The 24,645-nt window shown below is 44.1% G+C and carries 16 protein-coding genes; 10 read left to right on the top strand and 6 right to left on the bottom strand.

Translation table 11 applies throughout. The features are described from left to right. Window position 1 precedes the first annotated feature (1 nt). Entirely contained in the window at window positions 2-1,063 is a 1,062-nt protein-coding gene (locus ACFFUV_RS04335) for a 3-deoxy-7-phosphoheptulonate synthase (RefSeq protein WP_390189981.1), read from the bottom strand. Between the two features lie 209 nt (window positions 1,064-1,272). Between ACFFUV_RS04335 and ACFFUV_RS04330 the strand changes: the two genes are divergently transcribed. Together ACFFUV_RS04330 and ACFFUV_RS04325 are read left to right on the top strand one after the other, a co-directional pair. Next, on the top strand, window positions 1,273-2,160 hold the full coding sequence (locus ACFFUV_RS04330) for a putative PEP-binding protein (protein WP_390189979.1): 888 nt from the start codon (window positions 1,273-1,275) through the stop codon (window positions 2,158-2,160). Window positions 2,161-2,258: 98 nt separating this feature from the next. Beyond that, window positions 2,259-2,747 (top strand): DUF4442 domain-containing protein, encoded by a 489-nt coding sequence (locus ACFFUV_RS04325; RefSeq protein ID WP_390189977.1) that lies wholly within the window; start codon window positions 2,259-2,261, stop codon window positions 2,745-2,747. Here the strand turns inward: ACFFUV_RS04325 and ACFFUV_RS04320 are convergent. Next, window positions 2,707-4,098: a hypothetical protein gene (locus ACFFUV_RS04320; protein ID WP_390189974.1), complete on the bottom strand. Its 1,392-nt coding sequence runs from the start codon at window positions 4,096-4,098 to the stop codon at window positions 2,707-2,709. The genes ACFFUV_RS04325 and ACFFUV_RS04320 overlap by 41 nt on opposite strands. Window positions 4,099-4,191: 93 nt before the next feature. Here ACFFUV_RS04320 and ACFFUV_RS04315 point away from each other — a divergent pair, with 93 nt between their 5' ends. Next, complete coding sequence (locus tag ACFFUV_RS04315) at window positions 4,192-5,043, top strand: CvfB family protein (protein WP_390189971.1); 852 nt, start codon at window positions 4,192-4,194, stop codon at window positions 5,041-5,043. A gap of 187 nt (window positions 5,044-5,230) precedes the next feature. Here ACFFUV_RS04315 and rsmF read toward each other — a convergent pair whose 3' ends face one another. From rsmF to ACFFUV_RS04295, 4 genes are all read right to left on the bottom strand, one after another. Then, window positions 5,231-6,655, bottom strand: a complete 1,425-nt coding sequence (gene rsmF, locus ACFFUV_RS04310; protein WP_390189969.1) for a 16S rRNA (cytosine(1407)-C(5))-methyltransferase RsmF — start codon at window positions 6,653-6,655, stop codon at window positions 5,231-5,233. 82 nt (window positions 6,656-6,737) lie between these two features. Further along, entirely contained in the window at window positions 6,738-9,374 is a 2,637-nt protein-coding gene (locus ACFFUV_RS04305) for a PqiB family protein (RefSeq protein ID WP_390189967.1), read from the bottom strand. Then, window positions 9,367-10,674: a PqiA/YebS family transporter subunit gene (locus ACFFUV_RS04300; protein ID WP_390189965.1), complete on the bottom strand. Its 1,308-nt coding sequence runs from the start codon at window positions 10,672-10,674 to the stop codon at window positions 9,367-9,369. Before ACFFUV_RS04300 ends, ACFFUV_RS04305 begins: the two co-directional genes overlap by 8 nt. After that, window positions 10,649-12,445 (bottom strand): ABC transporter ATP-binding protein, encoded by a 1,797-nt coding sequence (locus ACFFUV_RS04295; RefSeq protein ID WP_390189963.1) that lies wholly within the window; start codon window positions 12,443-12,445, stop codon window positions 10,649-10,651. The genes ACFFUV_RS04300 and ACFFUV_RS04295 overlap by 26 nt, the downstream gene beginning before the upstream one ends. Window positions 12,446-12,537: 92 nt before the next feature. Between ACFFUV_RS04295 and msrC the strand changes: the two genes are divergently transcribed. The 7 genes from msrC to ACFFUV_RS04260 all read left to right on the top strand — a co-directional run bounded on the left by msrC (window position 12,538) and on the right by ACFFUV_RS04260 (window position 24,614). Beyond that, window positions 12,538-13,011 (top strand): free L-methionine (R)-S-oxide reductase MsrC, encoded by a 474-nt coding sequence (gene msrC, locus ACFFUV_RS04290; RefSeq protein ID WP_390189961.1) that lies wholly within the window; start codon window positions 12,538-12,540, stop codon window positions 13,009-13,011. 99 nt (window positions 13,012-13,110) lie between these two features. Further along, window positions 13,111-13,737, top strand: a complete 627-nt coding sequence (proQ, locus tag ACFFUV_RS04285) for an RNA chaperone ProQ (RefSeq protein ID WP_390189960.1) — start codon at window positions 13,111-13,113, stop codon at window positions 13,735-13,737. A gap of 17 nt (window positions 13,738-13,754) precedes the next feature. After that, entirely contained in the window at window positions 13,755-15,770 is a 2,016-nt protein-coding gene (prc, locus tag ACFFUV_RS04280; protein WP_390189959.1) for a carboxy terminal-processing peptidase, read from the top strand. A 133-nt stretch (window positions 15,771-15,903) separates the two neighbouring features. Beyond that, a complete protein-coding gene (locus ACFFUV_RS04275) occupies window positions 15,904-16,566 on the top strand; it encodes a hypothetical protein (RefSeq protein WP_390189958.1) in 663 nt (220 codons plus the stop codon). Window positions 16,567-16,715: 149 nt separating this feature from the next. Further along, window positions 16,716-19,322, top strand: coding sequence for an aminopeptidase N (pepN, locus tag ACFFUV_RS04270; RefSeq protein WP_390189957.1), 2,607 nt, complete (start codon window positions 16,716-16,718; stop codon window positions 19,320-19,322). Between the two features lie 50 nt (window positions 19,323-19,372). Next, window positions 19,373-19,591, top strand: coding sequence for a DUF2835 domain-containing protein (locus tag ACFFUV_RS04265; protein WP_390189956.1), 219 nt, complete (start codon window positions 19,373-19,375; stop codon window positions 19,589-19,591). Window positions 19,592-19,778: 187 nt separating this feature from the next. Next, window positions 19,779-24,614, top strand: a complete 4,836-nt coding sequence (locus ACFFUV_RS04260; RefSeq protein WP_390189955.1) for an NAD-glutamate dehydrogenase — start codon at window positions 19,779-19,781, stop codon at window positions 24,612-24,614. The last annotated feature ends 31 nt before the right edge of the window (window positions 24,615-24,645 follow it).

The following is a 24,645-nucleotide window of genomic DNA, read 5'->3' as shown; positions in this document are numbered from 1 at the left end:
CTTAACAGTTTTCGTTGCGTTGTTTTACGGCAGCCGCCAGCATTTCCAACATGGTTTCAGTGTCATCCCAGCTTAAACATGGGTCGGTAATCGATTTTCCATACTCAAGGTTAGTGAGGTCTGCCATAGATTGGTTTCCTTCCTTGATAAAGCTCTCCGCCATGATACCTGCCACCTGGTTTTTACCGCTAATAATTTGCTCACAAATAGTTTTGGCAACATCAAGTTGTTTGCGGTGCTGCTTTTCACAGTTTGCATGACTAAAGTCGACCACTAAACGCTGAGGTAGGTTAAATTCTGCCAATTGTTGGCATGCTTGCTCAACAGATTGTGCATCATAGTTGGGGCCGTTCGAGCCACCACGCAAAATAACATGACCATAAGGATTGCCACTGGTACGGTAAACCGTCATGCGTCCATTTTTATCTGGCGAATAAAAATAGTGTGATGCTTGAGCAGCACGAATTGCATCAATCGCGATTTTGACATTACCATTGGTACCATTTTTAAAGCCCACAGGGCAGGAAAGCGCAGATGCCATTTCACGGTGAATTTGCGATTCTGTAGTACGAGCACCGATTGCGCCCCAAGTGATCAAATCCGCGATGTACTGGCCTGTAATCATGTCCAAAAATTCGGTCGCGGTGGCCAAACCTAGTTTATTGACATCGAGTAGTAATTTACGCGCCTTACTCAGGCCGTTTTCTAGTGCGTATGAGCCATCAAGATTAGGGTCGGTGATTAAACCTTTCCAACCGACAACGGTTCTCGGTTTTTCAAAATAAGTACGCATAACGATGAACAATTCGTCTTTATAACGTGTTTGCAAATTCGCTAATCGTTGTGCGTAGTCTAATGCGGCATCGGTATCGTGCACGGAGCAAGGGCCAACAATGACTAACAAGCGGTTATTGTTGCCAGTCAGTATTTCTTCAACCTGTTGACGAGAGTGAGCAATACGTTCTGCGACATCATCAGTAATCGGATGTGAATTTCCCAGTTCAGCGGGAGTGGGCATAGGCCCAAGGGCTTGGGTTCTGAGTTCATCGGTTTTTTGTGGCATACCAGCGCCTATTAACGTTTTGCGAAGCGCTAAAGATAGCCGAAACCGCGGAGGGAATAAACCACTTATGCTCGTTGTGGTGACAGTTCACCAAATGGTTGACGCCAGCCAAGACGATTTTTTGTTATGAAACCGACTTTTGACCTTGTTTTCAACGCTGGCTGTCGGTATGTTCACACTATCGATTATTATAAATATATGGAGCAACAATGAGTACGGAGAATGCTAACACACTTCCTCCTTCGTTAACTGTGGGCGACGCTCTGCCATCACATAGCCAGAACCCAGATGCGAAGCATCTTTATATCTCCCTTGCCGATATGATTTCTGAGCATATTTTCTACCATCCAGGGTATGAAAATGCAGAAGTTCAATTGACTGAAATGGAGCAAAGCTCAATCGATGCGATCATTGGCGCTCAACCTCTTGCCGAACACTTTGTCTCGACAATGGTCGAAAAGATTACTGAAGCGATACACGCGCAGCACCAAGTCGTTAGGGTGTCGCTGAGCGATTCCGACAGCTATATGTTCCGCTCTTTGCTGGGTGGCAAGTTTGAACCGGAAGAAGTCAATCCGGCTTTAGGGTTACGTGGTGTGTCACGTTTTGCCACTGAAGCTTATTCGCCTGTGTTTGCTTTAGAATGCCAGGTGGTGAAAAGCCTACGCGCTGCAGGAGTTGAAGTGGAGGTGGTCGTACCTTACGTTCGCACCTTATCGGACGCGGCAAAAATCATCGATTTGTTGGCAGAACAAGGGCTTTCACGTGGGCAAAACGGTTTGAAAGTTGCGTATTGTGTTGATGTGCCGTCATCTGCATTACTGGCCGACAAGCTTCTACCTTATTTCGATGGCGTTGTACTTGATATCGAAAACTTAGCTCAAACCACTCTGGGCATCGATCGATATAACAGTACTCTCGAATATCTATTTGATGCCGAAAATGATGCTGTACTCATGTTGGTTAAATCGACGATTAAAGCCGCTGATGAGAGTGGGAAAGCTGCGCTAGTGATGAGCTCAGGCTTAAGAGGTTATCCTAAGCTCCTTGATTTATTAACCGATCATACCAATGTTGATGTTGTTGTAACCGCGTAATGCTTAGTGACTCACTCAACACATTTGTTAATGATTTGTTGCGACAACTAACCCGTTGAGGTTTACTGGCCTGACTTGTTTACTAGTCAGGCTTTTTTATGTTTTCTGCGTTGTACAAAGCCAATCTTTATCTTAATTGGTTTGGCTTTTTTAAAGTTCCTCTCATTTGGAGTTGTCGGCCCAAACTTTTGGCATTAACCGACCAACATGTCGAAATAAAAATTCCACTTAAACATAAAACTAAGAATCATCTAAACAGTATGTATTTCGGTGCGCTGGCTATCGGTGCGGATTTAGCCGGTGGCTTCTTAGCAATGCATAAGGCAAAGTCGAAAGGCGTGCGTGTCTCGTTAGCGTTTAAAGCGGTAGAGGCTCAGTTTCTTAAACGGCCAGAGGCTGATGTCCATTTTGTTTGCGATGAAGGGGATACGATAGAAAAGATGCTGGACGATACGATAAATACTGGCCAGCGAGTGAACAGAGCCGTGAAAATTATCGCCACATGCCCATCGCTGCATGGCGATGAACCTATGGCGGAATTTTCACTTACTCTGTCTTTAAAGTGTCATCCGTCGCCAAATCATTAAGTTGAATTTGTTCAATGGCCACGATTTTGCTGCGATTTAGAATGACTTTCCAGCGATAATAACGGGCGCCGTTTTCTTTATTGTGCTCTTTGATGATCAAGTTGAGCAAGTGGCGCTTTTCAACCGACTCGCGTGTGACCTGGTTACTGCTATTTAGCGTATAGACTTTATTTGAGCCTTTATCCATCAGGCGGGTGATGGCCCGCATATTGATATTAATCGTTTCGCGAGTTTCCTCATAACCACTGAGGAACTTTGAGGTCGACATTTCCGTTTCTGAACGATAGTGCAAAATTTGTTCTTCACGTTGCACAACCCGTTTTTTTCGAATCTTCTGAATGCGATCTGGCAATTTACTGAGTGAGGTATAGTCGAGCCATTCATGCTTTTGGCCAACAGCCTTGTTGGTGGTCGGATCGATATAAATCTTACGCCACTTAGGCTTTCCTTTACGAAATAGGCGCCACAAAATATCACGTAAGTCGTCTTTAAAAATTTCGCGTAGCGCGTAAATAAACGACATAGCGATGATAAAAGAGGCGGTAATTTCTCCCCAATAATCGCGGGCTAGAACGGCGGTTAATGTGACAAATACCATCACCAAGCCCGTCGCAATACCTTTCACCGCGCGCTTCATATTTTTGCCCAGTGACGTATTTTTCTCTTTGAGCACAATAGGGTGCTCGATCAACCTACGTAATAGGCGCATCTTATTGCTCATCCGCGTGACATCGTCACGAACATGTTGTGAGTTATAGTCATTCAGCTTGCGATGGGCTTTTTCTCGTTCTATGAGAGTGATAAGTCGTTCTTTGATGGTGCGATAATCGCCTTCTCGCGGCAAGTGAGATACCAAGGAGAGAAAACGTTGCTCAGTGTACCAAGAGAGGTAGTTATCGATATTGGCGTAGTAACGTTTTAACCCTTCCTCATAAGGAATGCTTCGGCGTAAACGTTTCAAAATATCGAGAGCAAGCTCGATGACTTCATCGACCTCATCAGCAGTGACTTCAGCACGTTTATCATGTTTATTAAGTTGGCTGACTGCTTTGTCGAGAGCAATGACGTATTGATAGGCAAACAGGCTCAAACTGACGCGATATTGCGTTGAAGACAAGCGACCTCGTTTCGCCAAACGGCTGTGCACGAGAGGCAGCAATGTTTTGTCACTGAAATAAGTGCGCTTTTGAGTAATCGAACTGTAGTAAAAGTCACTTTCTTGGGCGATGTCTGGTGTTAAACCAAGTTCGCCAGGAACGAATAGAAATATATCGAGATGAGACTTCTTATTTGAGGCCGTTGAGTGAGATATCTTTAAATTAATGCCGTCTTGTTTATCAACGGTAATCAAGTATTTGCTCCTATGAAAAATAGTTGAAATAGCTAGCGAAAGCATAACAGACTTTAGGTATAATCTCCGCAAATTTAACACGAGATAGCTGAAATGATTAAAGTTGGCCAAATAAACTGCTTGGAAGTCACAAATAAAGCAGAATTCGGAATATTTTTAGATGCCGGAGAGTATGGAACGACTTTGTTACCATACAAGTTTGCGCCACAAGAGGTTGAAGTAGGGCAAAGCATTGATGTATTCCTCTATTTTGATTCAGACAGACAACTCGTTGCGACCACAGAGAAGCCGATTGCCCAAGTTGGTGAATGGGGGTTAATGAAAGTGGAGGGTGTCAATAGCACCGGAGCATTCGTCAACTGGGGAATCAAAGATAAAGATCTTCTTGTACCATTTAGTGAGCAGCGTGGCCGTTTGCGTGAAGGGCAGACAATTCTGGTTTATGTGTACACGGATAAAGCATCAGGGCGCATTGTTGGAACCACTAAATTCAATAAATGGCTCGATAACACCCCAGCCAATTACAAAACCAATCAATCTGTTGATCTCCTTATCGCTGAACGCAGTGAACTCGGGTATAAAGCGATCATTAACGGTCAACATTGGGGAATGATTTTCCCATCTGATATTTTCGGGAAGTTGTTTATCGGAAAAACGTTAAAAGGTTACATCAAGCAAATACGCAGTGACGGCAAGATTGATCTCTCGTTGCAAAAAGTTGGTGTAGCAAAGATGGATGATTTAAGTGCCAAAGTTCTTGAGTTGCTTGAGAAAAAGGGTGGTTTTTTGCCATTGAACGATAAATCTACGCCCGAGGCGATTTTTGCTGCGTTTCGTACCAGCAAGGGGACGTTTAAAAAGACAATTGGCGGTTTATTTAAACAAGGTAAAATTAAAATTGAAAAAGACGGGATCTATCTCGTTGATGACTCTGATATTAAGTAAGCACTGGCGGTGTTTAAGCAGGGTGTTTCGATTTTCATGACCTAAAAAGAGGCCCAAAACTGATCCTGTTTCGGGCCTAGGGGAAGGGCTCTTAAGGAGCCTGCGCTAATTTAATGACTAATTAAATTGTAGTGTATTAGTCTCAGTTAGCGAGGCTCTTTTAGAATTTCATTCTATAGTTTGCCGATTAAAATAAATTTTTATCTCTGACTAATTCCCTAGGCAATCCATTCTTAATTCGATTTCCGACCCATTTTCCTAAGCCAATCACTTGGTTATTAAAGGTGACGAATACTTCGCCTTTCCCGCTTTGGTTGTCAGGGCGTATATCTCGCCCCATGTACCATTCTCTGGCGTCCTCAATACAAAGTTCAACGCAACATGGTTCGTCACCGGTTGCCAACGTCGTCGCAACTTGATGCTGCCAGCGATAACCTTTCTTATGAGTTTGGGCGATTTTGATCCCCATTCGAGAGAAGCGTAGTTCGCCTAGCATTGGCTCCAATGCGTTCGGGAACAACCAAACATCGTCGTCACGTAGCCAAATTTGACAATCGTTAGGCAGTGATATGTGTAATTGTTGCTGCAGTTGCGCTTCAATATCTTGCACTTGTCTTTTAGAGGCTTTGGAAAAAGGAAATTTGCCCAGGCGTTTTTTAACCTCAGGCGCGGCGACGGATCCAGTCTTCTTTAACCGTGCAACAAAAAAGCCTTCACTGTCATAAATTTGTGGAAATACGTGTAGAAAACCTTCTTCGGTTAAGGCTTTCTCTGCATCCGGAAATAATGATCCTAAGCTATCAAACTCGATGTTCTCACCAAATGTTTCTTTTAAGTGGTGACACACTTGCTGATTTTCTTCGACGCTGAGTGTACACGTTGAATAGACCAAATACCCGCCTGGTTTAAGTGCGTGAAAGGCACTTTCAATCAAATCTTTTTGCGTTTCAGCAATGGCTAATGTTGATGCTTTACTCCAGTTTTTCATGGCATCAGCGTCTTTTCGAACCGTACCTTCTCCTGAACAGGGGGCATCGAGCAAAATGGCATCGAACTGTTCAGGTAGCCATCCGCCAAACACTCTGGCATCAAAATTACTTAATGCGCAATTGCGGACTCCACAGCGCTCAATGTTGGCATGAAGTACTTTGACCCGACTTGACGAAAACTCATTAGCCACCAGCACACCACCGTTGTCCATCATTGCAGCGATTTGTGTGGTTTTCGAACCGGGAGCGGCAGCCATGTCCAATACCGATAGAAACGGGGTTTCTTGGTTTGGAAATAACGCAGTCACCGGTAGCATCGATGAAGCTTCTTGAATGTAAAATACACCACACATGTGTTCGGCGGTGTTACCCAGAGGTACCTCCGATTCATCTGCATCAATCCAAAACCCTGTTTCGCACCACGGGATCTGCGTCAACTGCCATCCTTTGCTATTGGCCAGCCGTTTAAACTGGTCGACACTCATTTTCAGGGTATTAACGCGAATGCTTTTGCGTAATGGTTGTTGACACGATTCAATGAAATCAGCCATTGAAAGGTGCGCAGGTAAAATAGCCGACATTTCGTGAAGAAATTCATCAGGAAGATAGACGTTGCTGTGCAAAATATATTACCGATAGTCAATTTGCGGGTAATTATACTCAAATTGAGATTAAACGCAGCGAATCGCTGCGTTTAATTGTTGATTAGGGCTTAGGAATTGCAGTACGCCAACTTTTCCACTCTGGTTTGGCTTCTGGATAAAGGAGAAACGAGGCTCCGGGGTTTGCGGCGGGAAGTAAGGTTTTCTCCTCGGGCGTTGCAAAGGTGATGCCCCCGCGAACAATGCTATCGAGTGTTCCTGCTTTGATATCTGCACCGGATAGCCCGATTGAAATATCGACCCCAGAGGTATTCCAAAATACGGTATTACGACGAATCAGATAGGTGTATTTAGGCTCGATTGAAATAGTGGTATTCACGCGGTCGGCGAAGTCACCCAATTCAACATCAGTGACATGTCCCACTTCGATATCTCGATAGTATATCGGTGTCCCTTTGGTGACGGAGCCGCGACGTTCGCTTTGCAATGTATACGAAACGCCTTGTTGTTTGAAGGCGGAATCGCCTAATGCAAAATCTTGTTGTGCTTGGCCGTCACCGGGCTCAACATGAATCGCTTGGGCAAAAATACCCGAAAGGTTTTTTACCCCTCCACTGAGAGAGACTTGAGGCGGTTGCTGCCAAAAATACGATCCCTTACGAGCGATGGTCTTGGCGTAGTCAGGAAGTATATGCGCTTCAAACAACACCTGGTCATGTTCAAAATCAGGAGTCACTTGTGTCACTTCACCCACTTTGACGCCATTGTATTTAATCGGAGTCCCATTACTGATGTTGGTTTCACCTTGCGCAGTTAACGTTATTTTTTGTCCGAATCGACGCGCGGATTTAAGGTCTGAGTAGAGCTTCCAATATTCACCTTGCTTATTTTCTGTACCAGGCATGCTATCAAAGGCGATTCCACCGCGAATTAAAGTCTTTAGTGGTGACGCTGTCACACTAATGCCACTTAGTGAAGCATCAATTTCGACGCCAGAGCGATTCCAAAATACCGTCTGTGGAGTGATGAGGTGCTGATACTGATTTTCAATGGTTGCAGTAATCAATACACCTTGATTGACCAAACGAAAGTCATCAATCTTTCCGACTTGCAAGTTATGGTAGAGCAGAGGGCTGCCTTTTGAGACGGGGGGAAGCTCTCGTGCAAAAAGGGCGAGCTTATACGACCCCGTTCGGTTGTATTTTGCAAGTTCTGCTAATGATTGATTAGCGTAGAGTGTGTATTCTCGTTTTGTGCTGGGTTCTCCTTCACTGGTGAAACTGATTGAACCTGTGAGAAGTTGTTTTGCTGGTGGCACCGTAACGTTTAGCCCGGATTCGGTTAATTCTGCGCTGGCACTGCCTGTGACAAAGTAGCGATTCTGCGTACGAATTAAGTGGGCATATTTGCTGTCAACCAACACATCAAAGCGTACGCGATCATTGTCTAGTTCAACATGGCTGACAGAGCCAACGGTAATCCCACGATAAAGAACATTAGCACCCGCGTCCAATCCATAGGAATTGTCGGCGGTTAGCTGAACGACGATAGAACGAGCTAGCTGACGGTCGATTTCATTTTTGCGATACGCGGTGAAATAGCGCGAGCGGTCTCCTTTACCCGGTACTAATGTCAGGTAGTTACCGGTGACTAAATTGCTGATGTTTTCTACGCCAGATAATGATACTTTAGCTTCTTGAAGTATAAAGCGGGTACCGCTTGTCAGCATGTCGCTGAATGCCGGCTGTATCGCGGCGGAAGCAATGATATCTTTGCGTGAATCAGAAAGCTGTAAATCTGTAATTTGGCCTATTTCAATTCCCCGATACATCAGCGGCGCGCCAGAACGGCTAATGCCACTGTCATCAGGCAACGTAATTTTGATGGGAATACCGCGCCCAGCCGTTTTTAAATCCGGATACAGTTTGAAGATTGCGTTGTCGCCAACTTGTTCACCACCGTCCGGAGAATCGACGGCAATTGCTCCGCCAATGAGCGAGCTTAAACTATCGACTTTCACATCTACGCCCTGAAAGCCGAGGCTCGCACCTACGCCACTGACATTCCAAAATCGGCTTTCATCGGTGATGAGTCGGCTGTATTCCTGCTGGATGGTAGCCTGGATTAAGACGGCTTTTGCATCACTGTCGAGCTGATAGTTAAAGACTTCGCCGATCGGAATTTTTTTATACACGATTTGAGATCCGATGGTGACACCGCCTAAGTCAGAAGACTTCAGTGTAATATTGAGTCCTTGCTTGGGCATGATATCAGAAGGAGCGCGTTCTAGAGCGGTGAAGACGGTTTCTGGTTCTTCCTCTTTTGCACTCGGCTGGATGGCAATGTAGTTGCCCGTAACCAAGGCATCAAGTCCGGAAATACCGGACAAGCTGGCCTTTGGCTTAACTAACCAAAATCGTGTGCCTTTGGATAATAACTGCGTGGCTTCAGGGTATACATCGGCATCGACGTAAATACTGTCTAAGTCTTCGGATAGGTTAATATCTCGGACCATACCGACCTCCAACCCTTGGTAGCGGATAGGCGTACGTCCTGCGACTAACCCTTGGGCTTCGCGAAAGTGGATTTGAATACTTTGCCCGGCATCATGGATGGCTTTAAATACTAACCAGCCTGCAAGCATCAAGGTCAATATGGGCAGCAGCCACAGAGGGGAAATTCCGCGACTACGCTTGATGTCAGGTGAGTATGACGTTTGAGTGGCTTTATCTTTATTCATTCAATGACTCTTCTTTCGAAGCGGATGAGTAATTATCCCAAATTAGGCGAGGATCTAAGCTTTCCGCCGCTAACATGGTAAACACAACCACCATACCAAATGCAACGGCACCATAACCTGGCGTAAAATCGAGGATCTGACCTCTGTCGACTAAGGTCATCATGATGGAAATAACAAACAGATCCATCATCGACCATTTTCCAATCCATTTAACAACAAAGTAAATCCACATTCTTTGACGATGGAAAACTTGGCGTTTAAATCGTATTGCCAGCAATATATACGAGAGCCCAACAATTTTGGCTATCGGGACCACAATACTGGCCACGAAAATAATGGCCGCAATCCCAGTCATACCGCTACTGACTAAACTTGCGACGCCTGAAAAGATGGTATCTTCCAGCCGTTGACCGTTGGTCATAAGAATAGAAATCGGAATTAAATTGGCAGGGATGATGGCAATCGTAGCGGCAAACAGTAGTGCCCATGTTTTTTGTTCGGATTGCGGAGTGCGGTAATGCAAGGGATGTGCACAGCGCAGACAGCGCTTATTTTCAGGCTGTGAGAGGTGACAGTTATGACAGTGTATCTTTTTGCTGTGGAACAAGTAATGACTCTCGTCGTCCCACTCTTCCCAATAACGGCGAATGCTGACGCGAGTTAACAGTAAAACAGTAAACAACTGTAATAGAACAAGGCCATACAGCGCAGGGCCAATAAATATGTCAGAGTAGTCCTGCAGCTTAAAACAAGAGATTGCAACGCTGATAAGAAACACGTCAATCATTGCCCAATGTTTTAGTTTTTGAAATACGTCTAGGCACAGCTTAAACGGTTTAAAGGCTTTGTAGTGTAAAGCCGCATGCGCGCCAACGACAGATAAACAGACTAAAAAGGGGGCAATACAACTGCAAAACAGCACTAGCACGGACAGGAAATAGAACCCTTCTTCGAACAGGGAAAACATACCTGAAGGGAGTGAGGCGGGAATGTTTACACCGACCAATCGAATGCTGATGAAATTAAAGAAGTACGCAGGAATAAACAAAATCACGCAGGTTAGGGCGATCGACAGATTGCCAGAGAGAGAAGGACTGCCCCCGCGATACAATTGTGTGCCACAGCGAGGACAGTAAGCGTTCTTACCGCGAGGCAAAGAGACGGCATCAACAACCAGTTCGCATCCCTGACAGATGCGAACGCCAGTCACTTGGCTCAAATGTCCCTCAAGGCGCTGAAAGCGTCGAGGTGGATTTTTAGTGACATTGTCACTTTTATCCGTGTTTCTGTATCGCTCCATATAAGGTTTGATATAACCCTTCTTCGTTGACAAGCTCACCGTGGGTACCTGTTTGTGTCACTGTACCTTCTTCAAGGACATAAATCAGGTCTGCTTGTTTCACCGCCGATAGTCGGTGTGCGACGATCAGCGTCGTTCTGTTATTAAGAAATTCAGTTAATGCTTTGTGCAGCGCGGCCTCGGTTGAGGTATCAAGGGCAGAGGTCGCTTCATCCAGAATAACAAACTTAGGGTCGCTTAAAATCATACGCGCGATGGCTAAGCGTTGTCGTTGCCCTCCGGATAGACGAATACCGTTACGACCTACCTGGGTTTCAAGACCATCGTTGAGTTGATTAATGACGTCCTGCATCTGCGCAATTTCCAGTGCTCGCCATAAAGATAAATCATCATAATCAGAACCAAGAGTGAGATTCTGTCTTAGAGTATCGTTAAAAAGTATAGGTTGTTGAAGCACAACCGCTATGTGATTTCGGATAATATCAAAAGTGATATCGCTGGCTGATTCGCCATTAAAGGTAATGTCGCCTGCAGTGGGTTGATAGACTCCGATCAGCAATTGTATTAACGTTGATTTCCCGCCACCACTGGCGCCTACTAACGCAACTTTTTTACCCGCTGGGATGGTTAAACTTAGGTTGCTTAACACTTGGTTTTCATCGTTATAAGCGAAGCTCACATTTTTGACCTGAACTTCCACATCCTGTCCATTGGTGAAGGGATTAACCTTACTTTCTGGGCGATGTTCTTCTTCCACGCCGAGTAGGGCATTAATCCGCCCTAGAGCTGCCTTGGCGCTATACCAAGAAAACTGAATGCCTAACAGTTCTTGAACAGGTGACAGCATAAACCACAAGTAACCAAATACCGCGAATATCTGGCCAATACTTAGGTCGCTAAAAATTACCATAAGCATGGCGATAGCGCGGAACAGTTCAAAACCGATTAAAAACAGTAAAAATGAGAGTCGCCCAGCCGCTTCTGATTGCCAAGCGTAGGTATCGGCGTCTTGGCGAATTTGATTGGCTTGGTGCTTTAACTGGCTAAGAAACTCTCGCTCTTTATTTGCTGCACGTAGTTGATAGATACCATCAAGGGTTTCAACTAGGCGATTTTGGAAACGTTCAAAAGATTGATTTTCCTTTTGCTTTAGATACTTGACCTTGCTCCCAAGTTTTCGAGAAAAATAAATGACCAGCGGATTAACCAGTAGAATAAACAGTCCTAAGCGCCAGTCGAGCCAAAGAAGAACAATGGCGGTACCTATAACAGTTAAAATGCCAATCAGGAACTTGCTGAGTGTCGTGCCGATGAACTGATCAATGGTTTCGATGTCAGTAATTAGGTGAGCGTTAATACCACCGCTGCCACGGGTTTCGTATTGACGTATGCTGATACGGCCCAGTTTATCAATCATCTTACTTCGCATCTGGAAAGTAATGGTTTTGGAAACGAGAGTAAATTGGCGGCTTTGAACAATATTGAGTAATTGACTGATCGTGCGCATTAAAATGACAGCAAACAGGGTACAAAAAATATAACCCGTCGGCGTTTGCCAATTGCTGGGTAGCAGCATATCCATAAACTGGATGCCTTTACCCGGTTGGTCGAGGAGAACTTCATCAACCATTAAAGGCATTAATAAAGGTATGGGTACACTGAACAATGTTGCAGCAATCGCAACAATATTAGCCAACAATAACTTAGACTTATGTTTTTTTACTTGAGTTATCAACCAAGAACGGCTAATAGTGTTGATATTGTGTGTCATTTTATTAATGAGAATGAATGCTATTTATGTTGTGATGCAAAATTGTACGCACAAATGAAATAGAAGTCTCTTATTTTCAGATGGAAGTAGTTATGAAAATAGAACATTATCAGCGCTTGACCAAACAAGCCGTTGCCCTTATTGAATCCGAAACCGATCTTATCGCTAATCTTTCTAATATCAGTGCCTTAATAAATATGGAACTTGACCGCCTTAATTGGGTAGGGTTCTACTTAATGAAAGACGACGAGTTAGTTCTTGGTCCTTTTCAAGGCAACCCAGCTTGTGTGCGTATTCCGGTTGGACGTGGTGTGTGTGGTACTGCTGTCGCAGAAAACAAAGTGCAACGTATTTACGATGTTCATCAATTTGAAGGACACATTGCTTGCGATGCAGCAAGTAACTCTGAAATTGTAATTCCGTTTGAAATTAATGGGAAAGTAGCGGGCGTTCTAGACATTGATAGTCCAGAAATTGGTCGTTTTAGTGAGGTAGATGAGCAGGGTTTAACAATTTTGATGCAAGAAGTCGAAAAGCTGCTTAATTCACACGCTATCGAGGGATAAATTGAGTCGATGGAGTGGTTTTTCCTTTTCAGGTCTCTATAATACCTGAAATATTTATCTTAATGCTCGCGGAAAACCCCGTTATAACCAGGAATCCTCATGGAAAACACTGAAAAGTTAAAAAACAGCAAAGAAGTCATTGCATACGTTGCTGAATGTTTCCCTAAATGCTTTACTCTTGAGGGTGAGGCAAAACCGTTAAAAATTGGTATATTTCAAGACCTTGCGGAGCGTCTAGCGGACGATCCGAAAGTAAGTAAAACTCAGCTTCGTGCGGCGTTAAGACAATACACATCATCATGGCGTTACCTTCACGGTGTTAAGCCGGGCGCTGTACGTGTTGATCTCGATGGTAACGAATGTGGTGAGCTAGAAGCAGAACACGTTGAACATGCACAGACAGCCTTGGCAGAGAGTAAAGCTCGTGTTCAAGCTCGTCGTAAAGAGCAGGCTCAAAAAGCACGTGAAGAAGCGAAGGCAAAACCAGCCGGTAAGAAAAAGCCGCAACAACCTCGTCGTCCACAAGTGAAAAAGCAGAAATCTGAAGCTCCTGTTGAAACACGAGCACTGAATGCTGACGAAGTAACCGTCGGTAATCAAGTGAACGTCAACATGGGCAAAGGAAACATGGCTGCAACAATCGTTGAAATTAATAAGGAAGATGTGCGAGTTCAACTTTCTAATGGCCTACAAATGGTTGTGAAAGCGGAGCATCTGCGCGCTTAAAGGAGATACTCCTAAGCATGAAATGCCGTTCAAAAATCACTCTAATTGCTGCTAGCCTTTGGTTAGCAGCCTCTTCAGTCAATGCTGTAGAACCCACGACCAGTCTTAGTGACCTCACGGATGTTTTGTCCAAGTTAAAGCCCGAAGAGCAACATGCGATTGCCAGTAAAAGGGTGACTTCTCGTCTGACTCGGTCCCACTACAAACATTTCAATCTCAATGATGACTTCTCAAAACATATCTTTGACCGTTATGTGGAGATGCTCGATTACAACAAAAACATCTTTACCCAAGCCGATATCGATAGCTTTGAAAGTAAAGGCTGGACCGTCGCTCTTGATGACCAGTTGAAAGCAGGGAAGAACGCCATTGCCTTTGATGTTTACAAGTTATCGATGCAGCGTCGTTACGAGCGCTTTGATTATGCGCTGTCTTTACTTGATAAAGAGATGAAGTTCGATGCGGATGAGTCGATCGAACTGGACCGTAGTGAAGAAGCGTGGCCGAAAGATGAGGCAGAGTTAAATGAACTTTGGCGTAAACGAGTTAAATATGATGAGTTGAATCTTAAGTTGACTGGGAAAGAGTGGCCTGAAATTCAGGAAACATTGACCAAGCGATACAACAATGCCATCAAGCGTTTAAGCCAAACGCACAGTGAAGATATTTTCCAACTGTATATCAACGCATTTGCGCGTTCTATTGACCCGCATACCAGTTACCTATCACCACGCAGTGCTGACCAGTTCCAAACTGAGATGAATCTGTCGCTTGAGGGAATTGGCGCGGTGTTGCAAATGACCGATGATTATACGGTGATTCGTTCTTTGGTTGCTGGTGGACCGGCATCGAAAAGTAAGCAGTTAGCCGAAGGTGACCGTATTATTGGCGTTGGCCAAGACGGTGAAGCCATTGTTGATGTGATTGGTTGGCGTCTTGACGACGTGGTGCAACTTATCAAAGGTCCGAAAGGCAGCAAAGTCAAACTGCAAGTTTTGCCAGAAGGCAAAGAGGCAAAATCGCAAATCATCACGTTGGTCCGTGATAAAATTCGCCTCGAAGATCGCGCGGTTAAGTCAGAATTGATTGAGAAAGAAGGCAAGAAAATTGGCGTGCTCGAAGTGCCAAGTTTCTACGTCGGCCTCTCTAAAGATACTGATAAACTGATTAGCGATCTTAAGCAGCAAGGTGTGGACGGCATTATTGTCGATCTTCGCAACAATGGTGGTGGCGCATTAACTGAAGCAACCGCTTTGTCAGGGCTATTTATCACTAGTGGGCCAGTAGTCCAAGTTCGCGATAGCTATGGTCGTGTTAATGTCAACAATGATACGGATGGCAAGATTAGTTATGACGGTCCAATGACGGTTCTGATTAATCGTTACAGTGCATCGGCATCAGAGATTTTTGCTGCAGCCATGCAAGATTATGGACGTGCCATTATTTTGGGTGAGAACTCTTATGGTAAGGGTACTGTACAGCAGCACCGTTCTTTAAATCATATCTACGACTTGTTTGATAATGAGTTGGGTTATGTTCAGTACACGATTCAAAAGTTCTATCGTATTAATGGTGGCAGTACACAAAACCGTGGAGTAGCCCCGGATATTGCTTATCCTACGCCAATTTTGCCACAAGATACGGGTGAAAGTGTCGAAGACAATGCGTTGCCTTGGGATAGTATTGATAAAGCGAAGTATCAAGTGTTACAGCGTAATAAAAGCCTAGTGACTAAGCTTGAACAAGAACATCAAGCTCGTGTTGCCAAGGACTTAGAGTTCCGCTTTATTGCTGAAGATATCGATCAGTACAATCAGGAAAAAGATGATAATACACTGTCTTTGAATGAAAAAGTACGTAAAGAGCAAAGTGAAGAAGCGGATGAGCGTAAGTTATCTCGTATCAATGAACGTCAAAAACAACGCGGTGAAGCGCAGTATAAATCGCTCGATGACGTACCTAAAGATTACGAAGAGCCTGATGCTTATTTAGACGAATCGGTGTCTGTCATGGTTGACATGATAAACGGTTGATTATCAAAGCCTATTGAAAAAGCGAGCGTGTTGCTCGCTTTTTTATGCGCCCAATTAATGTGATTTAACTCAAATATTTTCGCTTTTTGTGATCTTCACACCTACGCTTAAAGAAAAGAGCGAGGTAAGTTCCATGCGATGGATATTCATACTCATTGCTTGTTTTAGCGGCCTAGCAAATGCGAGCAGTACCAAAGACAATAGTGATCTCACCCAATTTGACCAGCCGTTTCTATTGGGTGACTGGTATCTAGTGAATCCGAATATGGAAAATCCTCAGGAGGATTTTCGTGCGGTTAAACTGAGCCTCGACTCTTCCTACAACTTTTCTATCGACATTCAGAAACTCGATTACAGCGTGGATCATTGGGAGGGACTGTACACGGCCAATGAAGATACGATTATTTTAGGCGTCAATAGTCAAGACCCACAAGTTTACGAATATAAGAGTAATCATAATTTATTGACTCTTAACGGAATAACTTTCACTAAAGCGCTGCCCAATGCGTTGGCAGGGATTTGGTCGAGTGCTCATTTATCGGGAGAGGATGTCCTTGACAGTCAACTCGATAGCGTTGATTTAATTCTTCAGCCTGATTTTGTATTTATGTTTCGAGCCAGTAATAGTGAAGGCAGCGAAGCTGTGCATCGCGGCGTGTACTATACCGAAGGTGACCATCTTGTTTTACTGTATGAAGGAGGCGAGCATGACACTCGGTACACACTTAACCGAGATACGCTGACTCTCGAGCTTGAAGAAGGCGATGTGTACGCCGTTTTGAATCGAATTAGGTAAACTAGAATATGGGTATTATTTAGTCAGAGTGTTCGAATTCTTGATGATTACTAGCAAAATAACGAGGTATAAGGAGATTATGCCTCGTTTTTTTTTTGCGACAGAGGTAAGCTTACTGTTCAAACCTAAATAGTCAGAAGGATTTAGACATGGCTCAATCTCCTCAAGCCAAATACCGCAAAGATTACCAATCTCCCTCACATACCATTACTGATATCGATTTGACGTTCGATCTTTTCGATTCCGCGACTACAGTAACCGCCATCTCTCAAGTAAAGCAGTTGCTGGATAGCACGACATTGTTTTTAGATGGGGAAGATTTGGTTCTCAAAGCGATTAACGTCGACGGTGAAGCGTGGTCCCAGTACCAAGAAGTCGAAGGTGGTTTAGAGATCCATGGTTTACCACAGCAATTTGAATTAACCGTGGTAACGCAAATTAATCCTGAGGCGAACACGGCCTTAGAAGGTTTATATAAATCGGGCGGCGCATTTTGTACTCAATGTGAAGCCGAAGGTTTCCGCCGCATTACCTATTATCAAGACCGCCCAGACGTGCTGGCAAAATACACCACAACGGTGATTGCCGATAAAGAAAATAACCCATATTTGCTGAGTAATGGTAACCGAATTGATCAAGGCGAACTTGAAGGCGGACGTCATTGGGTTAAATGGCAAGACCCACATCCAAAACCGTCGTATTTGTTTGCTCTTGTTGCTGGAGATTTCGACGTACTGCGCGATAATTTTGTTACTCAATCTGGCCGTGATGTTGCTTTAGAGATTTTCGTCGACAAAGGAAATCTTGATCGCGCAACCCACGCGATGACGTCTCTGATCAATTCGATGAAATGGGATGAGACACGGTTTGGTCTAGAGTACGATCTTGATATCTATATGATCGTTGCGGTTGATTTCTTCAACATGGGCGCCATGGAAAACAAAGGGTTAAATATTTTTAACTCGAAGTACGTTCTCGCAAATGAAAATACGGCAACCGATACTGACTATCTCGGTATTGAAGCGGTAATTGGCCATGAATATTTCCATAACTGGACGGGTAACCGTGTCACTTGTCGCGACTGGTTCCAACTTAGCCTGAAAGAAGGATTAACGGTTTTCCGTGATCAAGAGTTCTCATCGGATCTTGGTTCACGAGCCGTAAATCGAATTAATAACGTTCGCATTATTCGCGGCCCGCAGTTCGCGGAAGACGCAAGTCCAATGTCACATCCGATTCGCCCGGATAAAGTGATTGAAATGAATAACTTCTATACCTTAACGGTTTACGAAAAAGGCAGTGAAGTTATTCGAATGATGCACACATTATTGGGTGAAGAGGGCTTCCAAAAAGGAATGAAGCTTTACTTTGAACGCCATGACGGCACGGCGGCGACTTGCGAAGATTTTGTCGCAGCGATGGAAGACGCATCAGGTGTTGACCTGACTCAATTCCGTTTATGGTACAGCCAGTCTGGTACCCCAAAAGTAACGGTGAGCAGTGAATATAATGCTTCACAAAAAACCTATGCGTTGACGATTGAGCAAGTCACTGAACCGACTAACAATCAAACCGACAAGCAGCCATTGCATATTCCGTTTGATATCGAACTCTACGATAGCAAAGGCGAGGTTATTGATTTGGTGATGGATGGCCAAGCCGTTCACCATGTGCTTGATGTTAAAGCGGCTAAGCAAACTTATGTCTTTGAAAATGTGGCTGAAAAGCCAATTCCATCGCTATTGCGAGAGTTTTCTGCGCCAGTTATTTTGGAATATGACTACCAAGATGAAGAACTGATCTTTTTGATGGTTCATGCTCGTAATGAGTTCGCTTGTTGGGACGCGGGACAAATGCTACTGGCAAAATACATTCGCAGCAACGTTCAAGCAGTACAAAATGGTGACACCGTCACGCTTCCATCTTCTGTGATTGATGCCTTCCGTGGTGTTCTGTTAAGCGAAGAGCTTGAGCCAGCTTTCATTGCTGAAATGCTGGCTCTTCCTTCACATAATGAGGTTTCTGGTTGGTATGCGAGTGTCGATGTTGACGCGATTGCCAACGTGCTTAAGTCACTCAAAGTTCAATTAGCTCAAGAGCTGAATGATGAGTTAAGTGCTATCTATCATAGCCTGAAACAAAAAGAGTACAGCATCGATCACGCTGCTATTGGTAAACGCTCATTACGCAATGCGTGTTTGTCTTATTTGGCGCACACTGAGCAAGGGAACAGTTTGGTGCAATCTCAGTATCAGTCTGCGAACAACATGACAGATACGATGGCTGCAATGAGTGCTGCTAACCAGGCACAGCTTCCATGTCGCGAAACTCTCATGGCTGACTACAGTGAAAAATGGAAACACGATGGTCTAGTGATGGATAAGTGGTTTATGTTGCAAGGGACAAACCCTGCAGATAACGCGCTCGACGTGATTCGTGAAACCATGAATCATGAAGCGTTTAGCTTGAAGAATCCTAACCGAACTCGCAGCTTAATTGGCGCATTCCTGAGTAACAACCCGGTTGGTTTTCACGCGAAAACAGGTGAAGGCTATCAGTTTGCGGGAGAGATACTTCGTGAGTTGAACAGCAGTAATCCGCAAGTTGCTTCACGTTTAATTGATCCATTGTTAAAATTCCGTAAATACGATGTTGAGCGCCAAGCGCTTATCAAACAGCAACTTGAAGCATTGAAATCGATGGACAACCTAGCCAAAGATCTCTATGAAAAAGTGACAACCGCGCTCGATGCGTAAGTAAAAATAGGCCGGTAACGCTTTCGCTTTACCGGCTAGTTGACTTTGTAATGAACCACTACCACTTTAATCTTAATATTTCTTACCAGGTTTTTCTCGCCCATTATTCTGGGGCCGCTAGTGCCGTTGTCGTTACTACAGATCAAGGGCTTAGATTGCAAATTCCCGCTTCTCGACTGCGACCATTCTTGACTCAACTCGGTGTTAAAGGTCGGTTTAGGCTTACGACTAACCAACAAAATAAATTTTTAAAGTTAGAAATGCTATAAAGCGATTTTGCTCTAGCGTTTTAATTAGAACCTCAATCACATTCTCGAACATTTCACCTTAGACTTATCTAAAATCGATAACGATTTATCAATAAAGCTTTTACAATAAATCTGCATTACCGATGTAAAGCACTATGCTTACAATATCCCTAATAAAAACAGATAATTCTAATCTTGGAGTGTGATTATGACCGCTCGTGAAACACTGATGCCGGTACTGCTCGAAAAAGTCTATCACTTGATTGAAGATAAAATCGAGCCAGCTCAACAATCCCTAGTAACTCAACTTGCTCAGCACCTTTTCAGTAATATTGCCCACGACGACCTCATCCAAAGGAATGAATCCGATTTGTACGGCGCCATTTTAAGTTTATGGCACCAAATCAAAGATAAGGAATCGCAAGAAATTTTAGTGCGTGTTTTCAACCCTGCGGTGAGCCGACAAGGGTGGCAATCGACGCATACCATTGTTGAAATTGCATTGCCTGACAGTCCATTTCTCGTAGATTCAATCAAAATGGCGCTCAGTCGTTTGGATTTAGCGTGTCATTTTATGTTGCATGGACCCACGCAAATTAAACGCAGTCGTGAAGGTAACATTGAAGCGATCAATAGCGGTGAAGGTGAACTGCAATCGCTATTTCATATCGAGGTCGATCGCCTAAGTGATGATGCGGCGATGGCATCTTTAAAACAAGAATTACTCAGTATTTTGTCTGACACTCGTTTGGTCGTAAATGACTGGCAAAGTATGTCGGAAAAACTTCAACAGGTAACGAACGAAGTTGAAGCGATGAAAGACAAAATTGAAATCGAAGGAGAGCGAGCCCATGAAACCATTCAGTTTCTTCGTTGGCTCGGCGATCACAACTTCACCTTTATGGGTTATAAAGAGTATGACTTAGTAAATAAAGACGATGATGCCGAATTACGACCAACCAAAGAGCCAGGTCTCGGGTTGTTTTCGGATGTGTCTCGCGTAAAAACCGTCAAATTATCAGAGTTCTCCGAATCGGCGAGATTAGAAGCACGTAAACGTTTTTATCTGATTTTAACTAAGGGAAATTATCAATCACGGATTCATCGCCCTGCTTATACTGACTATATAGGGATTAAGAAGTTTGACAGCAAGGGTAAAGTGGTTGGTGAGCATCGGTTTACAGGTTTATATACATCCGCAGTTTATAACCAGAGTGTTGAAGGCATTCCACTGATTAGGGAAAAAGTGGAACGAATTTTAAATGCGAGTGGTTACCGTCACGGTTCATACTCGTATAAAGCACTGCATAATATTTTAGAAAATTATCCGCGCGACGAATTGCTGCAAGCTCGTGAAGAAGAATTACTTGAAGTCGGGATGGGGGTCGTGCAAATGCAAGACCGCGACCTGATTCGTGTATTTGTTCGTAAAGACCCATTCGGACGCTTCTTTAGTTGCATGGTCTATGTCACTAAAGACAGATACAACACCGAGTTACGCCGTCACACTCAAAGAATTTTGAAGCAAGCATTCGGTTGTGAGCAAGAAGTGGAGTTCACGACGTATTTTTCTGAGAGTCCGTTGGCTCGAACGCATTACATTGTGCGTGTTGAGAACAACAATATTCCTTTCAATGTCAAAACCATAGAGCAAAATTTAATGGAAGCATCGGTAACTTGGGACGACCGTTTGTCGGAAGCAATCATTGCTAATATTGGTGAAAGCAAAGGATTGTCGTTATCGAAAGAATACATGCGAGCGTTTCCAAGATCGTACAAAGAAGATGTCATGCCAGGTTCTGCCGTTGCAGATATCGAACGTTTGGAAGCGTTGAGCGATGACCATAAATTGGGAATGTTATTTTATCGACCTCAAGAATTGGGCAGTGACTCGAAAGCGGTACGTTTCAAGCTTTATCACCGAGACGAACCAATCCATCTTTCTGATGTGATGCCAATGCTCGAAAACTTAGGCTTACGTGTGATCGGTGAATCGCCTTATGAAGTCCGTAAAGCCAATGGACAAGTGTATTGGATCCTCGAGTTTTCCATGTTGCATAAGAGCGATAAAAACGTCGATCTTCGTGAAGCTCGCGATCGCTTCCAGCAAGCCTTCGCCGCCATTTGGAATGGTGAATTAGAGAGTGATGGATTCAACCGTTTGGTATTGGGAGCATCCTTGACTGGGCGAGAGATTTCTATTCTCCGTACCTATGCCAGATATATGCGACAGGTTGGCTTTCCATTTAGTCAGCAATATATAGAGGAAACGCTCAATCATTACCCTGATCTTGCTCGTGGTTTGGTTGATCTATTTAGCGCACGTTTTGATCCAAAATCCAAAGGTCATAAATTAGAAAAACAGATCGTGACTCTTATTACGGAGCAATTAGATCGTGTGGAAAGCCTAGATGACGATCGTATTGTTCGCCGTTACATGGAAATGATCTTAGCGACATTGCGAACTAACTATTATCAAGTTGATGAGCACGGAGAAGCGAAACCTTGGCTATCGATTAAGATGCAACCAAGTGCTATTCCTGAAATTCCGCAGCCTGTCCCTGCGTTTGAAATTTTTGTTTACGCCGCTGACTTCGAAGGTGTTCACCTAAGAGGCGGCAAGGTGGCTCGGGGAGGCTTGCGTTGGTCTGATCGCCAAGAAGATTTCAGGACAGAGATTCTTGGTCTAGTAAAGGCACAACAAGTTAAAAACACCGTTATTGTTCCTGTGGGAGCCAAAGGTGGGTTTGTATGTAAGCGTCAGCCAAGTCTTTCCAATCGAGATGAGATTTTCGCTGAAGGCCAGCGTTGTTATAAGCGTTTTATTCGCGCTTTGCTTGATGTCTCTGACAATATTGTTGAGGGCAGTGTTGTTGCTCCGCAAAATGTGGTTCGTCATGATGAAGATGATCCTTACTTAGTGGTGGCGGCTGATAAAGGCACGGCGACGTTCTCTGACTTGGCTAACTCGGTATCCGCGGAATATAACTTCTGGTTAGGTGACGCATTTGCGTCTGGCGGTTCAAATGGGTATGACCACAAAGCCATGGGGATTACCGCCAAAGGTGGTTGGGAATCTGTAAAACGCCACTTTAGAGAAATGAATATTGACTGCCAAACAACCGATTTTACAGTAGTTGGTATTGGAGATATGGCCGGAGATGTATTCGGTAATGGTATGTTGCTTTCCAAACACATTCGTTTGCAAGCGGCCTTTAACCATATGCATATTTTCCTTGACCCTAACCCAGATGCGGCGACCAGTTGGAAAGAACGCGATCGGCTATTCAAACTGCCTCGTTCAAGTTGGGAAGATTATAACGCTAAACTCATTTCCAAAGGAGGCGGTGTTTTTTCACGTAAAGCAAAATCAATTGTTTTGACGCCAGAAATACAAAAAATGCTGGGGACGAAAAAGGCCGCATTGGCACCAAATGACCTGATCAAGATGATCTTAAAAATGCCAGTGGATCTGCTTTGGAATGGTGGCATTGGCACTTACGTGAAATCTTCAAAAGAAAGTCATACCGATGTGGGTGACCGCGCGAATGATGTATTGCGAGTGGATGGTCGTGAGTTACGCGCCAAAGTTGTTGGTGAAGGCGGTAACTTGGGCATGACTCAGCTTAGCCGTATTGAATTTGCCCTTAATGGTGGGCGTGTTAATACTGACTTTGTCGATAATGTTGGCGGTGTCGACTGTTCGGACAATGAAGTGAACATTAAGATATTTCTTAACGGCTTGGTCGCGAATGGTGATATGACAGTCAAACATCGCAATACCATCTTAAACTCGATGGAAGTCGAAGTCGGGGAGATCGTACTTGAGGATGCTTACCTGCAATCGGAATCTATTTCCGTGACAGAACAACAAGGTGTTTCTCTAGTTAAAGAACAAATTCGTTTTATCCATACTATGGAGAAAAGTGGTCATCTTGATCGTGTACTCGAATACATACCGGATGATGAAACGTTACTAGAACGAGAAAAACTGGGGCAAGGATTAACCCGTCCAGAACTTTCCGTATTAGTGGCTTATGGCAAGATGGTATTGAAAGAACAGTTAGTGGATGACGAGATTGCTAATGACGAATATCACTGCCAGCAACTTGGTCATTATTTCCCAACCGAGTTACGGCGTAACTATTTACAGGGGATGGAGAACCATCCGTTGCGAGCAGAGATTATCGCGACTGCGTTAGCCAATCAGATGGTGAACGAAATGGGCTGTAATTTTGTCACCCGCCTCCAAGAAGAAACCGGAGCGTCAGTGGTTGAAGTCGCAAATGCGTATGCGGCTGCGCGCGAGATCTTTGGATTGGATAAAGTCCTCAATGCAGTGCGTAAACTCGATAACGTGGCGACAGCCTTTGCTCAATACGACGTGATTTATTACGTTCGCCGTACACTGCGCCGTTTATCGCGTTGGTTACTCAGAAATGCGCGTTCCAGCAAACAGAGTGTTCAGCAATTGGTCGAAATGTATCAACCCGATGTGCTTGAAGTTACTGATAAGCTCGATCATATGTTAGTGCCGAGTGAAGTTGAAGAGCACAAACAAATGGCCGAAGGCTGGATAAAGCAGGGGATCGATAAGCAAACCGCCGATTATGTGTCTCGTTTGTCGAGCTTACAGTCTGTACTGGATATATCTACAGTATCCCATGAAAAAGGTAAAACGATAGAGCAAAGCGCAAAACTTTATTTTAATTTGGGTGATCGCCTGTCACTGCATTGGTTCTTAAAACAAATCAACAACCAGGTTGTTGACAATAACTGGCAAGCATTGGCTAGAGCCGCATTTAGAGAGGATCTAGATTGGCAGCAACGCCAATTGACCGCTCAAGTACTCACATGTCATAGCAATGAGAATGATGTACTGGCGGCGTTAGATTCATGGGTTGATAATAATGAGGTTGCATTAAAGCGTTGGGAGAACATCCTAAACGAGTTTAAAGTCGGCTCGGTTCATGAATTTGCTAAATTCTCGGTGGCTCTGCGAGAATTAATGCTTTTAAATTTGAATTGTTCCGCAAATCAGTAAATAATAAGGCCCCGTTTATACGGGGTTTTTT

It is taken from the genome of Vibrio olivae, from assembly GCF_042428525.1.
GTDB classification, from domain to species: domain Bacteria; phylum Pseudomonadota; class Gammaproteobacteria; order Enterobacterales; family Vibrionaceae; genus Vibrio; species Vibrio olivae.
Note: the sequence above shows the minus strand (reverse complement) of the source record. Positions and strands in the feature narration are given on the sequence as shown.